The organism is Patescibacteria group bacterium (assembly GCA_027858235.1).
Classification (GTDB): domain Bacteria; phylum Patescibacteriota; class Patescibacteriia; order Patescibacteriales; family BM507; genus BM507.
Map to the genome: position 1 here is coordinate 1 of JAQIDC010000064.1, position 15672 is coordinate 15672.

The 15672-nt window shown below is 32.6% G+C and carries 20 protein-coding genes and 1 tRNA gene; 10 read left to right on the forward strand and 11 right to left on the reverse strand.

Translation table 11 applies throughout. The annotated features are described in order from the left end of the window. Positions 1-42: 42 nt before the first annotated feature. The 7 genes from PF572_05550 to PF572_05580 all read left to right on the forward strand — a co-directional run bounded on the left by PF572_05550 (position 43) and on the right by PF572_05580 (position 3071). Positions 43-456 carry a hypothetical protein gene (locus PF572_05550; protein ID MDA3840532.1) on the forward strand — a complete coding sequence of 138 codons (414 nt, stop codon included), beginning with the start codon at positions 43-45 and terminating at the stop codon, positions 454-456. 137 nt (positions 457-593) lie between these two features. After that, positions 594-1013: a hypothetical protein gene (locus tag PF572_05555; GenBank protein ID MDA3840533.1), complete on the forward strand. Its 420-nt coding sequence runs from the start codon at positions 594-596 to the stop codon at positions 1011-1013. A gap of 26 nt (positions 1014-1039) precedes the next feature. Next, the gene (locus PF572_05560) at positions 1040-1429 is read left to right on the forward strand and encodes a hypothetical protein (GenBank protein ID MDA3840534.1); all 390 of its coding nucleotides are present in this window, start codon (positions 1040-1042) and stop codon (positions 1427-1429) included. Position 1430: 1 nt separating this feature from the next. After that, positions 1431-1820, forward strand: a complete 390-nt coding sequence (locus tag PF572_05565) for a hypothetical protein (GenBank protein ID MDA3840535.1) — start codon at positions 1431-1433, stop codon at positions 1818-1820. 4 nt (positions 1821-1824) lie between these two features. Beyond that, positions 1825-2292 carry a hypothetical protein gene (locus PF572_05570; GenBank protein ID MDA3840536.1) on the forward strand — a complete coding sequence of 156 codons (468 nt, stop codon included), beginning with the start codon at positions 1825-1827 and terminating at the stop codon, positions 2290-2292. Between the two features lie 6 nt (positions 2293-2298). Then, positions 2299-2679 (forward strand): hypothetical protein, encoded by a 381-nt coding sequence (locus PF572_05575; protein MDA3840537.1) that lies wholly within the window; start codon positions 2299-2301, stop codon positions 2677-2679. A gap of 5 nt (positions 2680-2684) precedes the next feature. After that, positions 2685-3071: a hypothetical protein gene (locus PF572_05580; protein MDA3840538.1), complete on the forward strand. Its 387-nt coding sequence runs from the start codon at positions 2685-2687 to the stop codon at positions 3069-3071. A 62-nt stretch (positions 3072-3133) separates the two neighbouring features. Here PF572_05580 and PF572_05585 read toward each other — a convergent pair whose 3' ends face one another. The 3 genes from PF572_05585 to PF572_05595 all read right to left on the reverse strand — a co-directional run bounded on the left by PF572_05585 (position 3134) and on the right by PF572_05595 (position 5211). Next, positions 3134-3430 (reverse strand): hypothetical protein, encoded by a 297-nt coding sequence (locus PF572_05585; protein ID MDA3840539.1) that lies wholly within the window; start codon positions 3428-3430, stop codon positions 3134-3136. A 1-nt stretch (position 3431) separates the two neighbouring features. Continuing rightward, positions 3432-4406: a tryptophan--tRNA ligase gene (gene trpS, locus PF572_05590; GenBank protein MDA3840540.1), complete on the reverse strand. Its 975-nt coding sequence runs from the start codon at positions 4404-4406 to the stop codon at positions 3432-3434. Between the two features lie 226 nt (positions 4407-4632). Then, positions 4633-5211 (reverse strand): GGDEF domain-containing protein, encoded by a 579-nt coding sequence (locus PF572_05595; protein MDA3840541.1) that lies wholly within the window; start codon positions 5209-5211, stop codon positions 4633-4635. A gap of 132 nt (positions 5212-5343) precedes the next feature. Between PF572_05595 and lgt the strand changes: the two genes are divergently transcribed. Next, positions 5344-6165 (forward strand): prolipoprotein diacylglyceryl transferase, encoded by an 822-nt coding sequence (lgt, locus tag PF572_05600; protein MDA3840542.1) that lies wholly within the window; start codon positions 5344-5346, stop codon positions 6163-6165. A gap of 74 nt (positions 6166-6239) precedes the next feature. After that, positions 6240-6506, forward strand: a complete 267-nt coding sequence (gene rpsT / locus PF572_05605; protein MDA3840543.1) for a 30S ribosomal protein S20 — start codon at positions 6240-6242, stop codon at positions 6504-6506. A gap of 239 nt (positions 6507-6745) precedes the next feature. On the opposite strand, the gene PF572_05610 is transcribed toward rpsT, so the two are convergent. Further along, a complete protein-coding gene (locus PF572_05610) occupies positions 6746-7579 on the reverse strand; it encodes a 3'-5' exonuclease (protein ID MDA3840544.1) in 834 nt (277 codons plus the stop codon). A 193-nt stretch (positions 7580-7772) separates the two neighbouring features. Here PF572_05610 and PF572_05615 point away from each other — a divergent pair, with 193 nt between their 5' ends. Then, positions 7773-8171 carry a hypothetical protein gene (locus PF572_05615; protein ID MDA3840545.1) on the forward strand — a complete coding sequence of 133 codons (399 nt, stop codon included), beginning with the start codon at positions 7773-7775 and terminating at the stop codon, positions 8169-8171. A gap of 289 nt (positions 8172-8460) precedes the next feature. Here PF572_05615 and PF572_05620 read toward each other — a convergent pair. The 7 genes from PF572_05620 to PF572_05650 form a co-directional block, all read right to left on the reverse strand. After that, a tRNA-Ser gene (locus tag PF572_05620) sits at positions 8461-8547 on the reverse strand. A gap of 221 nt (positions 8548-8768) precedes the next feature. Continuing rightward, on the reverse strand, positions 8769-9614 hold the full coding sequence (locus PF572_05625; protein ID MDA3840546.1) for a hypothetical protein: 846 nt from the start codon (positions 9612-9614) through the stop codon (positions 8769-8771). 2 nt (positions 9615-9616) lie between these two features. Then, positions 9617-10330, reverse strand: a complete 714-nt coding sequence (locus PF572_05630) for a pseudouridine synthase (GenBank protein MDA3840547.1) — start codon at positions 10328-10330, stop codon at positions 9617-9619. A gap of 96 nt (positions 10331-10426) precedes the next feature. After that, positions 10427-11860: an O-antigen ligase family protein gene (locus tag PF572_05635; protein MDA3840548.1), complete on the reverse strand. Its 1434-nt coding sequence runs from the start codon at positions 11858-11860 to the stop codon at positions 10427-10429. Positions 11861-11899: 39 nt separating this feature from the next. After that, positions 11900-12865 carry an EamA family transporter gene (locus PF572_05640; GenBank protein ID MDA3840549.1) on the reverse strand — a complete coding sequence of 322 codons (966 nt, stop codon included), beginning with the start codon at positions 12863-12865 and terminating at the stop codon, positions 11900-11902. A gap of 2 nt (positions 12866-12867) precedes the next feature. Next, positions 12868-13929 (reverse strand): acyltransferase, encoded by a 1062-nt coding sequence (locus tag PF572_05645; protein ID MDA3840550.1) that lies wholly within the window; start codon positions 13927-13929, stop codon positions 12868-12870. Continuing rightward, the gene (locus PF572_05650) at positions 13930-15156 is read right to left on the reverse strand and encodes a glycoside hydrolase family 1 protein (protein MDA3840551.1); all 1227 of its coding nucleotides are present in this window, start codon (positions 15154-15156) and stop codon (positions 13930-13932) included. Between the last annotated feature and the right edge of the window lie 516 nt (positions 15157-15672).

A 15672-nucleotide genomic window follows, 5' to 3' on the forward strand; every position in this document is an offset into this window, starting at 1 on the left:
CAATGTTAATAATTAATCTTATATTTAGAAGGGAGGTGAAATATGAGAAAAATCTTTTTAAAAAACCTTACAGCTTTTGCTGTGATCATGATGCTTTTGGTCCCTGCTTTTGTAGTAGCGCTTCCTGCTAATGCAACAGGTCCTTTAGTGTCAAATGATTTAATGGGTAATGATGCAATTTACGACACTGTTTCAGACACCACTGGTCTAGGTAATAGAGACCCACGTGAAATCGCAGCTGCTGTAATTAGGGTTATGCTTGGATTCCTAGGTATCATCGCTGTTTTAATTATCCTGTACGCCGGATTCCTTTGGATGACTGCTGCTGGTAATGAAGACAAAATAAGTCAAGCTAAAGGTATGATGTCAGCCGGTGTTATCGGTTTAATCATTATCTTAGCTGCATTCGGTATTGCTACATTTGTAATGAATGCTCTAGTAACTGCCACTGCTTAGTGTATTAAAGCTAGTTTTAATTAGTGAAAACCTCGTTGGTTTTCACTATCCTGTCCATAAATATTGTGGATAGAATAGTGAAAACAATAATTCAAGTTTTACTTGGAAATTTTTAATTATTAATAAATATACAAACTATGTTCTCTCTAAAAAATAGGGTCGCAAAATCAATTATATCCTTAATGGTTTTTTCAATGTTTATCATTCCAGCATTCCTTTTTGTTCCAGTGGTTTCAGCTGGGGACTTAACAGCTGGTGATCTCTGGGGAAACGCGGGTATCCAGACTAATGTTCAAACAGAAACAGGTCTAGGGAATAGAGACCCTCGTGAAATCGCAGCTTCTGTAATTCGTGTGGCTCTTGGATTTCTAGGTATTATCGCTGTTTTAATTATCCTATATGCTGGCTTCCTGTGGATGACAGCTGCTGGTAATGATGATAAAGTATCAAGTGCTAAAGATATGATGTCAGCCGGTGTTATCGGTTTAATCATTATCTTGGCTGCATTCGGTATTGCTACATTTGTAATGAATGCTCTAGTAACTGCCACTGCTTAAACTCTCAAATAAATAAAAAGAAGGCTATGTCTAAAATATTTTCAATAAAACATTTACTGATAATAATCATGGCCTTCTTTTTATTCTCTGGATTTATTGCTGATTCCGCTCTCGCTTTAGATAGTGCAAAGAGAGGATTAAACACAACTGCTCAAGAAGGGTTTGATAGTCACATAACAGAGGGTAGCTCTATATCACAAACCGTCGGAAAGGTTATTGGCTATGTCCTTTCTTTCGTCGGTGTAATTTTTCTTATTTTAATAATTTATGCAGGTTTTACCTGGATGCTGGCTCGTGGGAATGAAGCTGATGTTAAAAAAGCAAAGGACTTAATGTACGATGCTATTATTGGGCTCGTTATCATCATGTCGGCATACGCAATTACTGCATTTGTGGGAAATAGTTTAGCAAATTAAAATGAAACTAAATATTCAAACAATTATAGCTAGTACGTTTTTCATTTTTTTTAGCATCTTCATGTGTTATAGTCCTGCTTTGGCTATTGATAAATTCAATACGAGTTTAACAGAGGCTGGTGCTGGCACTGGCCACGAGATAGTTACATCCCAACAAGCAAGTGGCCTGTTTTCAAATACGATTGGAAACGCAATTAAAATACTCCTAAGTTTTGTAGGAATTATATTTATTATTTTAATAATATACGCTGGTTATACTTGGATGTTAGCCAGAGGAAATGAAACAGAAGCCCAAAAGGCAAAAGATACTATCACAAGAGCAATTATTGGGCTTTTTATAGTCCTCGCTGCATATGCGATTACTGCCTTCGTCGGTAGATCTATTAGTTAAACTTATGAAAAAATATTTTACAAAATTATTTATTTTATTAATTGCGAGCTTTGTGTTAATGAGCACTCCTGTTTTTGCACAAAATCTTCAGGATGCTTTTGTAGCACCGCAAAGCGATGAACCATCTACTAGCCCTCAATATGGAGGAGTATTGGAAACCGTTGCGTCTGGTGCAGGATATGATTCTACAAATACTTTTGACTCAATGATCGGGAAAATTATCATGGCAGCACTCTCTTTGTTGGGAATTATATTTTTAATATTGTTAATTTACGCTGGATATCTCTGGATGACTGCTGCTGGGAATGAACAGCAAGTCACAAAAGCACAATCGATGATAACCACCGCCATAATTGGCCTCGTTATTGTTCTGTCTGCTTATTCTATATCATTCTTCGTTCTAAGCTCTCTTCAAGAAGGAGCTCTTCAAGAAACAACCACACTCAATAAAATTACAGAATCTATAAGTTAAATAAATATGACAAAAATTCTAAAACACATCTTCGTCGCTATATTCCTAATAGGCGTTCTCACTCTTCCTTATTTTGTATTTGCAAATCCCATGGAAGGATTAACAAGCGTCGCTACTCAAGGTGGTTATTCTGAAACAGTTTCAGATACAACATTCGCTTCAACCCTAGGAACTTTGATAGGTGTGTTTTTGGGATTTCTTGGAATAATTTTTATAGTTCTAATGATTTGGTCAGGATATAATTGGATGACAGCTGGAGGGAATGAAGAGAAATTAACTAAAGCAAAATCAACAATCTATAGATCTATAATAGGTTTAATAATTATTATTTCATCATATGCAATTTGGTTTTTCATTTTTGAAAGAGTAGTTAAAACGGTAGAATAAAACATATGCAAGAACTTCTTAAAATAAAAAAAATATTTCTTTTTCTCTTTTCTTTTAGTGCTTTGAGTTTCTATAAGATTTCTTTTGCAATGGAAGCTCAAACTCAAGCATTTGTTGGCTCGACTGGACTCACTACTGATGTTTCAGATACAACAGCAACCGACATAATAGCATCAATAATAAAAGTATTTCTTGGCTTTCTAGGAATTATATTTATAATTCTTATTATATGGGCAGGTTATAATTGGATGACTGCTGGAGGAAACGAAGAAAAGGTTACAAAAGCAAGAACAACAATATTCAGAGCTATGATTGGGCTGATTATTATTGTTTCGTCATATGCTATCACCTATTTTGTTTTTGGAGCACTAAACAGTTCGACTGGACCATAAATATTTTAAAACTATATAACAAAAAAGCATCAAATCGATGCTTTTTTTATATGTAGGATTGTTTATTTAGTAAACTCTTTTAAAATTTCTTCAAAGTCTTTCAGGTCATCAAGAGTTAAATCTAGTTTCACCATATTTTTTCTCAAACTATTCATTTCGAGCCTTATCGTTGTGGAATTAATTCTGTGATATTTCTTTTTTTTGTCTATATATTTTTCTACTAAATCAAAAAGTAAATCCTTGTTTTTTTGATCGAGGTTTTTATATTTTGATTTATAGCGAAGCAAATCATTAAAATTTCTTTTTATAAGATAGCTTGGGGTATGTTCTATGTTGTCAAAAAATTTATCTAGGTTCATATTATTTTATTCCCATTATTTTTTTAACTTTTAAATATGTTTCCTGGGCTATTGGTTTTATCTTCTTGGCTCCTGCATCTAGAATATTTCTTACTCCCCCGTCGCTGATATTATTATATTTTTCCTGAAAATCAATCAAAAAGTTTTTCACAATTTCAGCTAAATCTTTCTTAAAATCACCATAACCCCTTCCTTCATATTTTTTAACTATATCTTCAATTTTCTCATCCGTAAGTAAATGATATATATTTAAGAGATTAGATATTCCTGGTTTATTTTCTTTGTCATATTTTACAACTGCCTCTGTGTCAGTAACTGCTTTCATAATTTTCTTAACTGCTTTTTCTGGGTCGTCAGTTAGAGCAATATAATTTAGCTCGGAGCTAGCGCTTTTGCTCATTTTACTAGATGGGTCGTCTAAGCCCATTATACGAGCCCCTTCTTTGCGAATGCTAACATCAGGAACAACAAATGTTTTTCCAAATTGGTGATTAAATCTTTTCGCTAAATTACGAGCAAGTTCTACGTGCTGTTTCTGATCTTCACCAACAGGAACAACGTCTGTATTATATAAAAGAATATCAGAAGCCATAAGAACAGGATAATCAAAAAGGCCCACTCCTATGTTCTCACTCTCACCCCCCTTGTCTTTAAATTGGGTCATTTTATTCAAATCAGACATCCTAGCAACTGTATTTAGAATCCAAGCTACTTCAGCATGCTCTGAAATATCTGATTGTTGGAAAATAACTGACTTTTTTGGATCAATTCCAAATGCTAAATATATTTTTGCTATTTCAATTATCTTTTTTCTAAGTTCGTCTGGCTTTTGTTTTACGGTAATGGCATGCAAATCAACAACACAAAAAATGCTCTCATATTCATCCTGCATTTCAACCCATTGTTTTATTGCTCCGAGATAATTGCCTAAATGTAGCTCACCACTTGGTTGTACTCCCGAAAATATTCTTTTCATACTGACGTGTGAGTCAGTACCCGGCCTTAAATCAAAGATTTCAAGACGGGTAACTAATATTAATAATTAATTTAATACTTTAATTATAGCAGGCTTGCCTCAAAAAACAAGAAAGCACTACTAAGCGAATCTAGACCTCGGAGGTCCTTAAAGACCTCCGAGGTCTAACGTTGTTACAAAGAAAAAACGCGTATTCAATTTTATTATTGAATACGCGTTATAAATTTTATCTGTGCCGACGATCTTTTAACTTTTTTTCTGCGTATAGATTGTCGTCAGCAGACTTGAACATTCCGGAAAACCCATGGTTTTCATTTTCACCATAAACACTAATACCAACGCTTACACCAAAATTGTATTCGCTTGGAATCATGTGTTTTTTGGCTACTTTTTCAACATTTTCTTTTATTCTTTTCGAAAGTATTTTCAGTCCTTCTTCATTCTCACCTAGAGCGAGAAGAACAAATTCATCGCCGCCAATTCTAGCGACATAATCTGTTTCACGACAACATTCCTGAAGCTTCTTAGCAACGTCCTTTAGGACCTCGTCGCCAACCTGATGCCCCATTGTGTCATTGACCATCTTAAACTTATCTAGGTCGATCGCGAGGCAGGCAAATGAAACTTTCCTCCTCATTGCTAGCTCAACACATCTCTTTGCTTGTGTTTCGAGAAATCTCCTGTCTGGAATTCCGGTTAATGGGTCAATTCCCATTTCCCTTTTCATGTGACTTATTCTTTTATGAAGAACATAAATATATCCCAATGACCCCATTAAACAAACCGACAATATTAGATTCAACATCTCGAACTCCTTTTCATTTGAAGTTTTAAAAGTTATATTCGAAAGATTTGCTATTTTTTGCTATAATTATTTTATCGCCGAAATTTCAAGGTACTGATTCTAACAATAGCATAATTTCTTAATTTTGTCAAGATGTCTAGTTTAAACTTTTTACATTATTTCACTCCAAACCCGGTGTTACTCAGTCTGGGACCATTTACTATTTACTGGTATGGGGTTTTTATTGTCATTGGTATGATGCTTGGGATAGTTTTGACACTAAAATTAGCTAAATTATATAAAATTGACGAGAACAAGATAATTGATCTATCTTTCTGGCTTATTATTTTCTCTATCATTGGTGCTCGTATTTATCACGTTCTTCTTGAACTTCCCTATTATCTAGACAATCCTTTGCAAATATTTATGCTTTGGAATGGAGGCATTGCAATTCATGGTGCTATTTTTGCTGGACTTCTTACAATTTGGTTTTATTCTAAAAAACACTCACTCTCGCTCCTAAAAATTACTTCTATCATCGTCCCTAGCCTTGCACTGGCCCAGACAATTGGTCGTTGGGGAAATTATTTCAATCAAGAACTCTTTGGTAGGCCAACAAATCTCCCCTGGGGCATCCCTATCAACCCCTTTCGTCTTCCTCCTGACTATCTTGGTGTTACCTACTTTCACCCAACGTTTTTATACGAGAGCATCGGGAATCTGCTTATTTTCTTAATATTGATTTATCTAAATTATCTAATCTTGAAATTTAAGAAAATTAAGTTAGAAGTATTAACTTTTGTGTACCTACTTCTCTATTCACTATTAAGATTTACGACCGAATTTATTCGTATAGACAAAACACCCGAGATGTTTGGACTTAGACTTCCTCAGATAGTAAGTATCTTAATTGTTATTATTTCTCTATATTTTCTCTATAAATTTAGACAAAAAAATACACTTGAAAAAAACTAAGCTTTGTGTTAATATATTTTCATCGCTCTCACATTTACGTGAATTTTAGAAATTAATGTTTACCAAAAAGCTATATGGCTAACACAAAATCAGCAAACAAAGAAATTAGAAAGAACGCTACAAATGAAGCGTATAACAAAAAAATAAAAGATACTGCAAAGAGCCTAATAAAAAGAAGCAAAAAGGCTATTGAAGCAAATGACCCTAAGGCTGGAGAATTAGTTCAATCAGCATTAAAGAGTCTTGATAAGGCAGCACAGAAAGGAGTAATCAAAAAAAACACCAAAGACAGAAAGAAATCAAGATTACATCAAGCCCTAAACGAATCAACTACAAAATAAAAAAGAGCATTTGCTCTTTTTTACATTACCAAAGTAGGAATAATTGAATATCATAACTGAAGAAATTGGCAAATGTCCACATTGTCCTGGCAAAAAACTTCTTGATAGAATGACCTACGAGGAAAATTCATATGTGCCATCCCAATGGTTCATGGGGTTTAGATGCAATACTCGAATGGTTACAAAAACTAAAAAAATAATCTACTGCAGTAAATTCCATACGGGGTTAACAGAATAGATTAACTAAGGTCGTGACTATCCACGGCCTTTTTTTTAGGAAATTCTCCTGACAATGCCTTCTTGACAATGTCTTTTGTTTCTTCAGAAAAATCAGCTCCGATAATCCAATTTAAAAAGCCGGTTTCAGTTTCTGCAACTTTCTTCAATGGAGTGTCTTTAAACTTTGAAAAAGAGAAATACGCCTCTCCATCTCGCCAATAAAATTTTCTATCGTTATCAACGAATCTATCCGAATTTGAATTATTGTGAATTTTGTTTATAAATTCCCAATCTAAAATATCTTTATATTGCTCAATCTGACCAATTAGAACCTCTGCCGAAACTTCTACATCAGCCAATGCATTGTGAGCGTCAACATGTTCCTTCCCGCAATAAAAGTTGTAAGCAGCTGAAAGAGTTCTTTTTTCCATCTCATGAAAAATTGTTTTAGAATCTACTATGTCATCATTTGTATATTCAAAATCCATACCAACTCTTACAAATTCTCTTTTCAAAAGAGGCAGATCAAAACCAATCACATTGAATCCTCCATAATAACTATTAGCAAAAATATCCCAAAACTCTTGAGCCTTATCTTTGAATGTTGGTTTATCTGCAACTTGTTCATCCGTTATTCCGTGAACGGCCATAGACTCTTCAGATATTTTCATTTCTGGATTCAAATATATATCTTCTTTCACGACCTTTCCATTTGGAAAAATTTTAATATAGGCAATTTCAATTATCCTGTCCATTGTCATGATGAGACCTGTAGTTTCAAGGTCAAAAATAATAATCGGCTTATCTAATTTTAGCTGGTCAAATATTGGTTTATATTTACTTGCATCGTACATATTTTATCGTTATTTCTTATACCTACATAGTATCACAAAAATAGACAAGTTATAAATACTATTGCAATAAAATTTATTTATGTTAGTATTTTGTATCAATATCATATGGATTACTTGTTCTTTCATTTCACTAAAATACTTTTACAACTCAGTCTTGTGTGTAGGAATGTCTTACTAACTCTAGGAGGAAAAAATGAAACTACTACTTGATTCTACAGACTTAAAAAAATCTCAAATTGACGTGGGCTGTTCATCATCTTGTTTCGATGACTTCAATGAAAGCGCTCAAAAGGCAATTTTGGCTGTTGGGAAAGGAACATTCTATAGAAACCATGGAACTGATCTTAAAAACTACAATGTTATCTACCCACCAAAGAAAACTGAAGATGACCGAATACTGGATCTTGTTAAAAAACTATCTGTTTATTACGTCTCTGAAAAACGAATACGTGTTAAACAATTCAATAACAGGACCATAGTTGTCCATGCTAATTATTTTAATTTTCTTGAGGGGACTTTGATTGGCAAAGGTTGTCATAATGAGTATGTTGAGATCCCGCTATCTAAAATAAAAGATGTTTCAATTTACTAAGTTCCTTCTTTTAAGCCCTAGTCGCCAACAACGATTAGGGCTTCTTTTATTAGAAAGAGGGATCCCGCCTGCCTCGATTTTAACACTTTATTTATTAATAAAAATTTTTCCAAATATATTTATTTTATTGATAAAATTCGTAAACGGCATTTCGGGCAGGTCGAAGGGATAAATCCCAACAAATCAATCGTAAATGATAATTTTATCTTTGTATATTTTTGCCTAGAAGCACTGCATTTTTATTTCCATATACTCACCACACTAGAGGGTCCTCACCCCTTTTTCTCTGAGGAGAAAGAGGGATTCGAACCCTCGGGACCTTTTCAGGTCCAACGCTTTTCGAGAGCGTCCCGTTCAACCGCTCCGGCATTTCTCCATTTACAAAACTATTTTCTATGATAGAATAAAATTATATTGATCATTCTAAAAGGAGGTATAAATATGGAATATTCCGAAACAAAAGACAACTATCTTAAAAAAATTTCGACAGAAGCTATTCTAAGTGCTCCCCTATATCTCTTGCTTGCGTTTTTAATTATCATTTCATTTCTCACTTTTCCCTATTAACACCGAGGCGGTCTCTATTGGCCGCCTTTTTTATGACAAATCTTTAATAAACTCATTAACAAAATCCATTTTACCATCATTTAAAATAACTACGTCAAAAGCCCTTTTATAATTATCTATATTTTCATCAACTTCTTCGTTTAAAAAACCAATCTTCATAATATCTGCGCAGTGAAATCCATTAGCCATTTTTTCGTCTTCATAATTATCCCCAAGCAATAATACGTTTTTATTTTTATTATTTACTGTTTCAATTTCAGCTAAGTGTTCGTTTATAACTAAATATTTATTTGTTGTTGTGACAATTGGGTCAATCACTCCAACCACAACACCTTTTTCGTCAAAATTAAAATAGTTTGTTAATATTTTTGTATTATCAAAATATACATTATTTTTTTCCAAGTAATCATCAATTACCATTCCTAGACTTGAGGCTGAAGCAATTAGTAGGGGTATATTACTTTTATTTAGGTTCTTTATAAATTGTTTTGATCCATCCCTGAGACCAACTTTTCTTTCTTCAACTATTTTATTTATTATTTTTCTACTAAGTCTGTACTCAACAAATAATTCGTTATAGTTTCCCCACCACTCATTCATTTTTGTGTTTTTCTCTTCAAAGCTTATTTCCATGTCAATTTCAAATGGATGATATTTCTGAAAAAGAGCAGTTGCCTTTTTTGTATATTCAGCTCCTAGATAATCTCCTTCTCTTAGAATTGCAATTAAACTTGATACTTTTTTATTTCCGTGAAAAGCGCTTGTGAGTGTTCTGTCAAAATCACTAACAACAAAAAGATTTTTTAGCCCATCCATTGCTATTCTTTCTTTTTTTCTCTCAAATTCCTCTTTATCACTAATTACAATATCCTGCATATTTATATTATTTGATTTTTATTAATATTTTTCCATTTCCCATTTTCCAGTTTACTAAGTTTTAATTTCCCAAGAGAAATCCTAGTTAATCTTTTAACTTCCAATCCCTGAGTTGCAAACATTCGTCTGATTTGTCTTTTCTTCCCTTCAACTAAAATAATTTCAAACAATTTCCCGCCTAAATGTTTTGCGTTCTTTGTCCAAACTATTCCATCTCCTCGCCCTGAGCTTGTCGAAGGGTCTCTCCCGATATCAACCCCTTTCAGAAAATTCTTAACAATTTCCTGAATGTCTTTTCTCGCCTTATCTACTTCTATAATATATTTTTTCTCGTGCTCAAAGCTTGGGTGGGTCATCTCTTGTGCTAAATCACCATCATTTGTTAGAAGCACCAATCCCTGACTATCCTTATCAAGTCTTCCAACAATAAAAAGCCTCTCATTTGTTTTAACTAAATCAAAAACATTTTTTTCTCCTTTGAATTTCTTGGTTGTACATACATAGCCGACTGGTTTGTTTAGGATAATGTATATATGCTCTTTTTTTTCTCCAATTTTTTCATTTCCTATAAAAACATCGTCCCTTTCACCTACTCTCATCCCAAGCTCAGCCTTTTTCTTGTTTACAGATACTTTTCCACTCCGAATAAGCTCTTCTGCCTGACGGCGAGAACAATGTCCAGAATCTGCGATATATTTTTGTAAGACTATTTTCATGCTTGCGTGCGAGCAAGTACCCGGCCTTATGTCGAAGACGTCAAGACGGGTATCTTCATTTATATATTTTATTTGTTTAGTGCGTTTAATGTGAAATTACCTCCTGTTGCTATTTTTATACTCAACCCAATACACACCCATCATAGCAAATATTAACCAAAACAAAAATGATAAATCATTTTTAAAATATGGAACATCGACAATGCCGTGTATAAGTATTTCCACCATTGAAAACATTACTCCGATAATCAATATTTTATTATTTTTTAAAGAAGAATTTTGAATTTTGAATTTTGAATTTTGAATTAATTTCGCTCCAAAATAAAAAAACTGAATCACAAGACCAAAAAAAGCAATTACTCCCAGTAATCCAAGCTCAACCCAAAAATTAAGAATTATATTGTGGGGATACATATAAACTTCAACCGGTCGCCAATGTTCGGCTCTATATTTATCATCAAAGATTACTATCTTTCTTCTAAAATCTGGATCACGTGATTCATTAAAAAATATTCCTTCTTGATGATAAGGATTTACTGCTTTTTGATATCCAGATAATCCAACCCCTAAAATTGCCCCATTGTTTTTTAACATTTCCGTAGTTTCTCTCCATTGCTGTTTTCGAACTTCACCAGAAAAATCTTTAAGCTGGATCTTTTCCAAGGCAAATGTCCTTAGGTTTGTATTTGTAAAAATAACTACCCCAGAAATAAGCCCCAATAATATAAACCCAATCGCAAATCTTTTTGAAATAAATAACGACCCGAAAAATATCGAAATTAAAATAGCGCCTAGGGCTGCTTCACTTTTTGCAAAATAGATAGATAAAAGTGAAAAGATAAAAGTGAAAAGATAAAAGATTATTTTAAGCAATTCTAAATTAAACCATTTATTCGTAATTCGTAATTCGTAATTCGTAATTAACTCTTTTGTTTTTTTTACCAATAAAAAAAACAAAAGAGTCGTGATCGGTCCGAGGTATAGTCCTAATGCATTCGGATAAAGAAAAAATGAAGTTACCCTTCTTGTGGCTTCATTCTGCCAGAAAGGATTGACGATAAAATTGCCTGTTACTTTTTGATAAATCGCAAAGACTGATATTACAAAAGCAGATATAGCCAGGGCCCAAAATACCTTTTCTCTATTTTCTCTGTTTTTAAAATAATTAAAAGCTAAAACGTAAAAAAGAATTGCTTCTATAAAATATGCTTTGTAAATCCCGAGTGCAGTGATAGAAAAACCACTCATCGTCAAGGCAATAAAACTAGATATTACAAACAAAATGATTAGAATACTAAAGGGGTATATGCCAATTTTCGATTTTCGATTTTCAATTTTCGATTTATTTTTTATTCTCTCTTTGATAGACTTGAAATTGTTAAAAAACCAAGATAAAAAAACAAACCAAAACATTAGCTCAAGTAAAGTTGTTGGAACTCCAAAAATTTTAAATCTTACTAGATACAGAGGAAGGCCCGCTATCAAGATCGGTAGACCATATTTATTTATTTTTTCAAAAAAAATATTCATTAATTTGTCCTATGTGTTACAAGTTATGTGCTATGTGTCTTAAGTTACCAAAACATAAAGTCCTAAACTAATCAAAACAACTCCAACCCCTTTTTGAAACATTACACCTCTCCCCATTTCTTCGTCAAGGATATTGGGATATTTTTTAGACATAACCAATACAAGTATTATCAAAAAAGAAAATTGGATTCCTTGAAGAGCGTTTATCATCGCGACATTGCCAAGACTAATGGACCAATTCAAAAGAATAAAAGCCAGTGCTGCGAGTAGCCTGACCCCAAAGAAGAATCCCATATTTTTTGGGCTCTTTTGTCCCTTTTGTTGTTCAACAATTTTCCTTCTCCAGTCTGCTACAAAAAGCATTAACAAAACACCGACAAACGTCCCAAGTCTAGACCAAACAAAGCCACCAATAAAAGGCTGGCTAGAATATATATATTTCATCAACACATAATAAGAAGCAAAGAGAAGAGCAGAGGCCATTGAATTAACTATGAGTCTTCTTGTGGGCCTGTACTGAGCATGGACATGGCCAAGAACGTCTCCAAAAATACTTCTAAACTTTTCACTAACTTCTTTTAGAATATATATTTTTGTTTGCTTAACTGAAATCATAATTCCCCCAATTACAAGTATAATAAAAGCTAAAAACTGCCTTTCTGAAAACACTTCACCAAAGAAAATATATGACAGTGCAAATGAAAAAATCGGTGTAAGCGCCCCAACAACCGGGATAACTCTTGTCGCCTCACTCTGATGGAGGGCTTTATACCAGACGATTAAGGTTATTAAGAATAAAAGGCCAGCAAGGATATCTAGAGAAAATTCTTGAAAAGTCGGTATCCAAAAATCGAGAGGCAAAATAAGAAAATTAAAAACACTCCAAATCCCTACAAAAAAAGCATAAGAAATGGAAGAATGAATCTTTTTTGACAACAAGAATTTGTCGGCCACGTAAACTCCGGCATTTATAAAATAAGCTGAAATTGCAATGAATATCCACATAGTTATTTAACTGGGTTAATTTTAACAGTTTTGACTATTAAAGTATAAATTAATTTAAATCCAAGTGATAATAAAATCGAGACAGGAACACCAACTACAATAAAATAAAGATATTGTAAATAAAAATTGTCACTTACTTGCTTAGCAATTGGATAAATTAACTGGATAATAAAATAATGAATTAAATATATCCAAAGACTGTTCCTACCTAAATAACAAAAGAATGAATAACTAGGGATATTTTTTAATGTATCTTTTAGCAAAAAAAGGAGATTAAAAAGGGCGATAGCATAAAATATTCTAACGTTATAAAGATAGGCCTGGAAATAAATAGAAGAAAAAAGATAATAAAGAACAACTATTATCCAAAAAGATTTTCCCTTTAAGCCTAGGCTAAAGCTATTAGATAAAAATCTATCCTTTTGAGATATTCCGTAAGCAAACAAAAACAAATAGCGCGGGAAAAGAGGTATGCCATAAAAACTCCAACTTGCTTCAATAAAAAGTGCAATAATGGTTATTAGAAAAGTGATGTGCAAAAAATATTTCTTTTTTGAATATTTTACTAAAAAAGGATAGATTAAATAAAATTGCAAAAGAATTGCCATGAAATAATATGGTAGACTTGCTTTCCCAGCAAAAAATCCCCGAATTATTTCTAATACTCCAGCATTATAATATACCCCAACCATAATAGTTATTAAAAAATAAGGTAAAAAGGTTCTTGTTGTCTTATTGAGAAAAAATTGCCTCAAGCTATTTCCTCTTACCAGAAGTATTCCTGAGCTAATAAAAAAGAACGGTACAGCAAATCTAGAAATATTATTTATTAGTTTTATAAAAACTTGATTACCAGATTGTTCTACATAAAAACTATCTCCAATATGAATAACGATTACAGCGATAATTGCCAGCCCTCTTAAATAGTCAAAAAAGTCATATCTTCCCTTTCTTTCACTAGTTATTGAAACACCCCGTTCTTCTGAAAAATATATTTTTCTCAAAATAGGGATAGTTAAAACTAAAAAAGAAGTTAAACCTAAATAGACAAGTTCTTCTATCATCTAAATTTCTATCTTATTTTCTAAACAAATTTTAGCATACGCTCTTGAACTTGGTCTTGCTTTTCTTTCAAATGTTTTTCTGTCCACACTATACAAACCAAATTTTTGTCCGAAACCAGCAGCCCATTCAAAGTTATCAAGAAGAGACCAGTAAAAATATCCTCGGACATCAACTCCTCCCTCTATGGCTTTGTGCACGTATTTTAGGTGGTCTTTTATAAAAGCCTCTCTTTTCTCGTCCGTTCTATCTGGAATACCGTTCTCCATTATAAAAATTGGTAGCTTATATTTTTTTAATTGCATTAAAACATGATAAATTCCTTCGGGAAATATTTCCCATCCCATGTCATTTATTTCCTTGTTACGATTTTTTCTAAAGGGGGGATAAAAAACTAGCCTGTCATGAAAATAATAATCAATACCAATATAGTCCATGTGTTTTTTAATTTTATTCAAAAATCTTTCATTAACTAAATATTGAATTGTCTTAGCCATCAGAACTTCAAGGGGGTTCCATTTCCTCGCTGGCTCATAGTAACTTGTAATTTCGGTAATGCTCACATTAGCATATGGAAATATTTCATGTATCATTTCGTAGGCTTGATTATGTGCTTTGTAGAGATTATTAAAAACTTTTGACGCCTCTTTTAAGGAACTTTTTTGTGGAGGAAATTTTTTTATAATATAACCATTAAAAACATGGACCAATGGTTCATTCAGGGTAACCCAATAATCAATCAGGCCCCCGAGTTCTTCAATAACTTTTAATACATATCTTGAGTAACTTTTTATGACCGAAGGATTTGCCCAGCCACCTCGCTCACTTAACCATACTGGATTGGTCCAATGCCAAAGAGTCACAACCGTCTTAATTCCTTTCTTTCTGGCCTCAGTTAAAAGTGCTCTATAGTGTTCTATTTCAATAGCGTTCCAAAAAAACTCATCTGGCTCAATTCTCGCCCACTCAATCCCAAGTCTAAAAGCTCCGCAGTTTAGTTCTTTTACTAAATCAAGATCTTCTGAATATCTATTGTATGAATCACAAGCTTTACCACAAATAAAATTATCAGGATCATTTCCGCTGTCAATAAATTCTTTTGTTTTTACTCTTTTCTTTTCCCATTCGCTCCAATCGCAAGTAATCCCTCCTTCGATTTGGTAGGCACTTGTTGATGTTCCCCAAATAAAATTTTTTGGAAAGTTAAGAATTTGTTTTTTATCTGACATAAGATTTTTTTGAATTAACTTATCATTATTATAACATTTTTTTGATACTTTTATTAGTAATTATTTTAAAAAATCTTTCCAAGCAATAATATTTTTACTTTAGTTAAAAATTTCGAGGTAATTCTGATAAAAAAATTATTATTTTTAGCTTTTTTACTAAAATAAAGAAAAAAATTTTAAACTGTTAACAAATTGTTGATACTAGTTTTATATTTTTGCCTTATTCTCTAATATTAGTATATTTAACTATAAATACTTTATTAACAAAAAACCTTGACACAACAGTGAAAATCATCTAATATACAATTACGTTAAAAAAAACGTATATACAATTTATCATCGATCAATAATAGCAGTGATCAAATCCGCTGTTTTTATTTCGTTTTAAACGACCATTCACATTTGAATAACAATTTTGATGCTAATTGGCATCAATTACTCAACAAAATCCAAATTAAAGTATTTAATATACTTCACATTTATATTATTTGATCTCATTAGATAATATAACTAGGT

Bases quoted from the DNA above. Each gene is read 5' to 3' on its own strand.
- PF572_05630 (MDA3840547.1), bottom strand. From the start codon at position 10,330: ATGAAAATAGTCTTACAAAAATATATCGCAGATTCTGGACATTGTTCT.
- PF572_05650 (MDA3840551.1), bottom strand. From the start codon at position 15,156: ATGTCAGATAAAAAACAAATTCTTAACTTTCCAAAAAATTTTATTTGG.
- PF572_05640 (MDA3840549.1), bottom strand. From the start codon at position 12,865: ATGTGGATATTCATTGCAATTTCAGCTTATTTTATAAATGCCGGAGTT.
- PF572_05645 (MDA3840550.1), bottom strand. From the start codon at position 13,929: ATGATAGAAGAACTTGTCTATTTAGGTTTAACTTCTTTTTTAGTTTTA.
- PF572_05635 (MDA3840548.1), bottom strand. From the start codon at position 11,860: ATGAATATTTTTTTTGAAAAAATAAATAAATATGGTCTACCGATCTTG.
- PF572_05580 (MDA3840538.1), top strand. From the start codon at position 2,685: ATGCAAGAACTTCTTAAAATAAAAAAAATATTTCTTTTTCTCTTTTCT.
- PF572_05625 (MDA3840546.1), bottom strand. From the start codon at position 9,614: ATGCAGGATATTGTAATTAGTGATAAAGAGGAATTTGAGAGAAAAAAA.
- trpS (MDA3840540.1), bottom strand. From the start codon at position 4,406: ATGAAAAGAATATTTTCGGGAGTACAACCAAGTGGTGAGCTACATTTA.
- PF572_05570 (MDA3840536.1), top strand. From the start codon at position 1,825: ATGAAAAAATATTTTACAAAATTATTTATTTTATTAATTGCGAGCTTT.
- PF572_05610 (MDA3840544.1), bottom strand. From the start codon at position 7,579: ATGTACGATGCAAGTAAATATAAACCAATATTTGACCAGCTAAAATTA.
- PF572_05585 (MDA3840539.1), bottom strand. From the start codon at position 3,430: ATGAACCTAGATAAATTTTTTGACAACATAGAACATACCCCAAGCTAT.
- PF572_05595 (MDA3840541.1), bottom strand. From the start codon at position 5,211: ATGTTGAATCTAATATTGTCGGTTTGTTTAATGGGGTCATTGGGATAT.
- PF572_05555 (MDA3840533.1), top strand. From the start codon at position 594: ATGTTCTCTCTAAAAAATAGGGTCGCAAAATCAATTATATCCTTAATG.
- rpsT (MDA3840543.1), top strand. From the start codon at position 6,240: ATGGCTAACACAAAATCAGCAAACAAAGAAATTAGAAAGAACGCTACA.
- PF572_05575 (MDA3840537.1), top strand. From the start codon at position 2,299: ATGACAAAAATTCTAAAACACATCTTCGTCGCTATATTCCTAATAGGC.
- PF572_05615 (MDA3840545.1), top strand. From the start codon at position 7,773: ATGAAACTACTACTTGATTCTACAGACTTAAAAAAATCTCAAATTGAC.
- PF572_05565 (MDA3840535.1), top strand. From the start codon at position 1,431: ATGAAACTAAATATTCAAACAATTATAGCTAGTACGTTTTTCATTTTT.
- PF572_05560 (MDA3840534.1), top strand. From the start codon at position 1,040: ATGTCTAAAATATTTTCAATAAAACATTTACTGATAATAATCATGGCC.
- lgt (MDA3840542.1), top strand. From the start codon at position 5,344: ATGTCTAGTTTAAACTTTTTACATTATTTCACTCCAAACCCGGTGTTA.
- PF572_05550 (MDA3840532.1), top strand. From the start codon at position 43: ATGAGAAAAATCTTTTTAAAAAACCTTACAGCTTTTGCTGTGATCATG.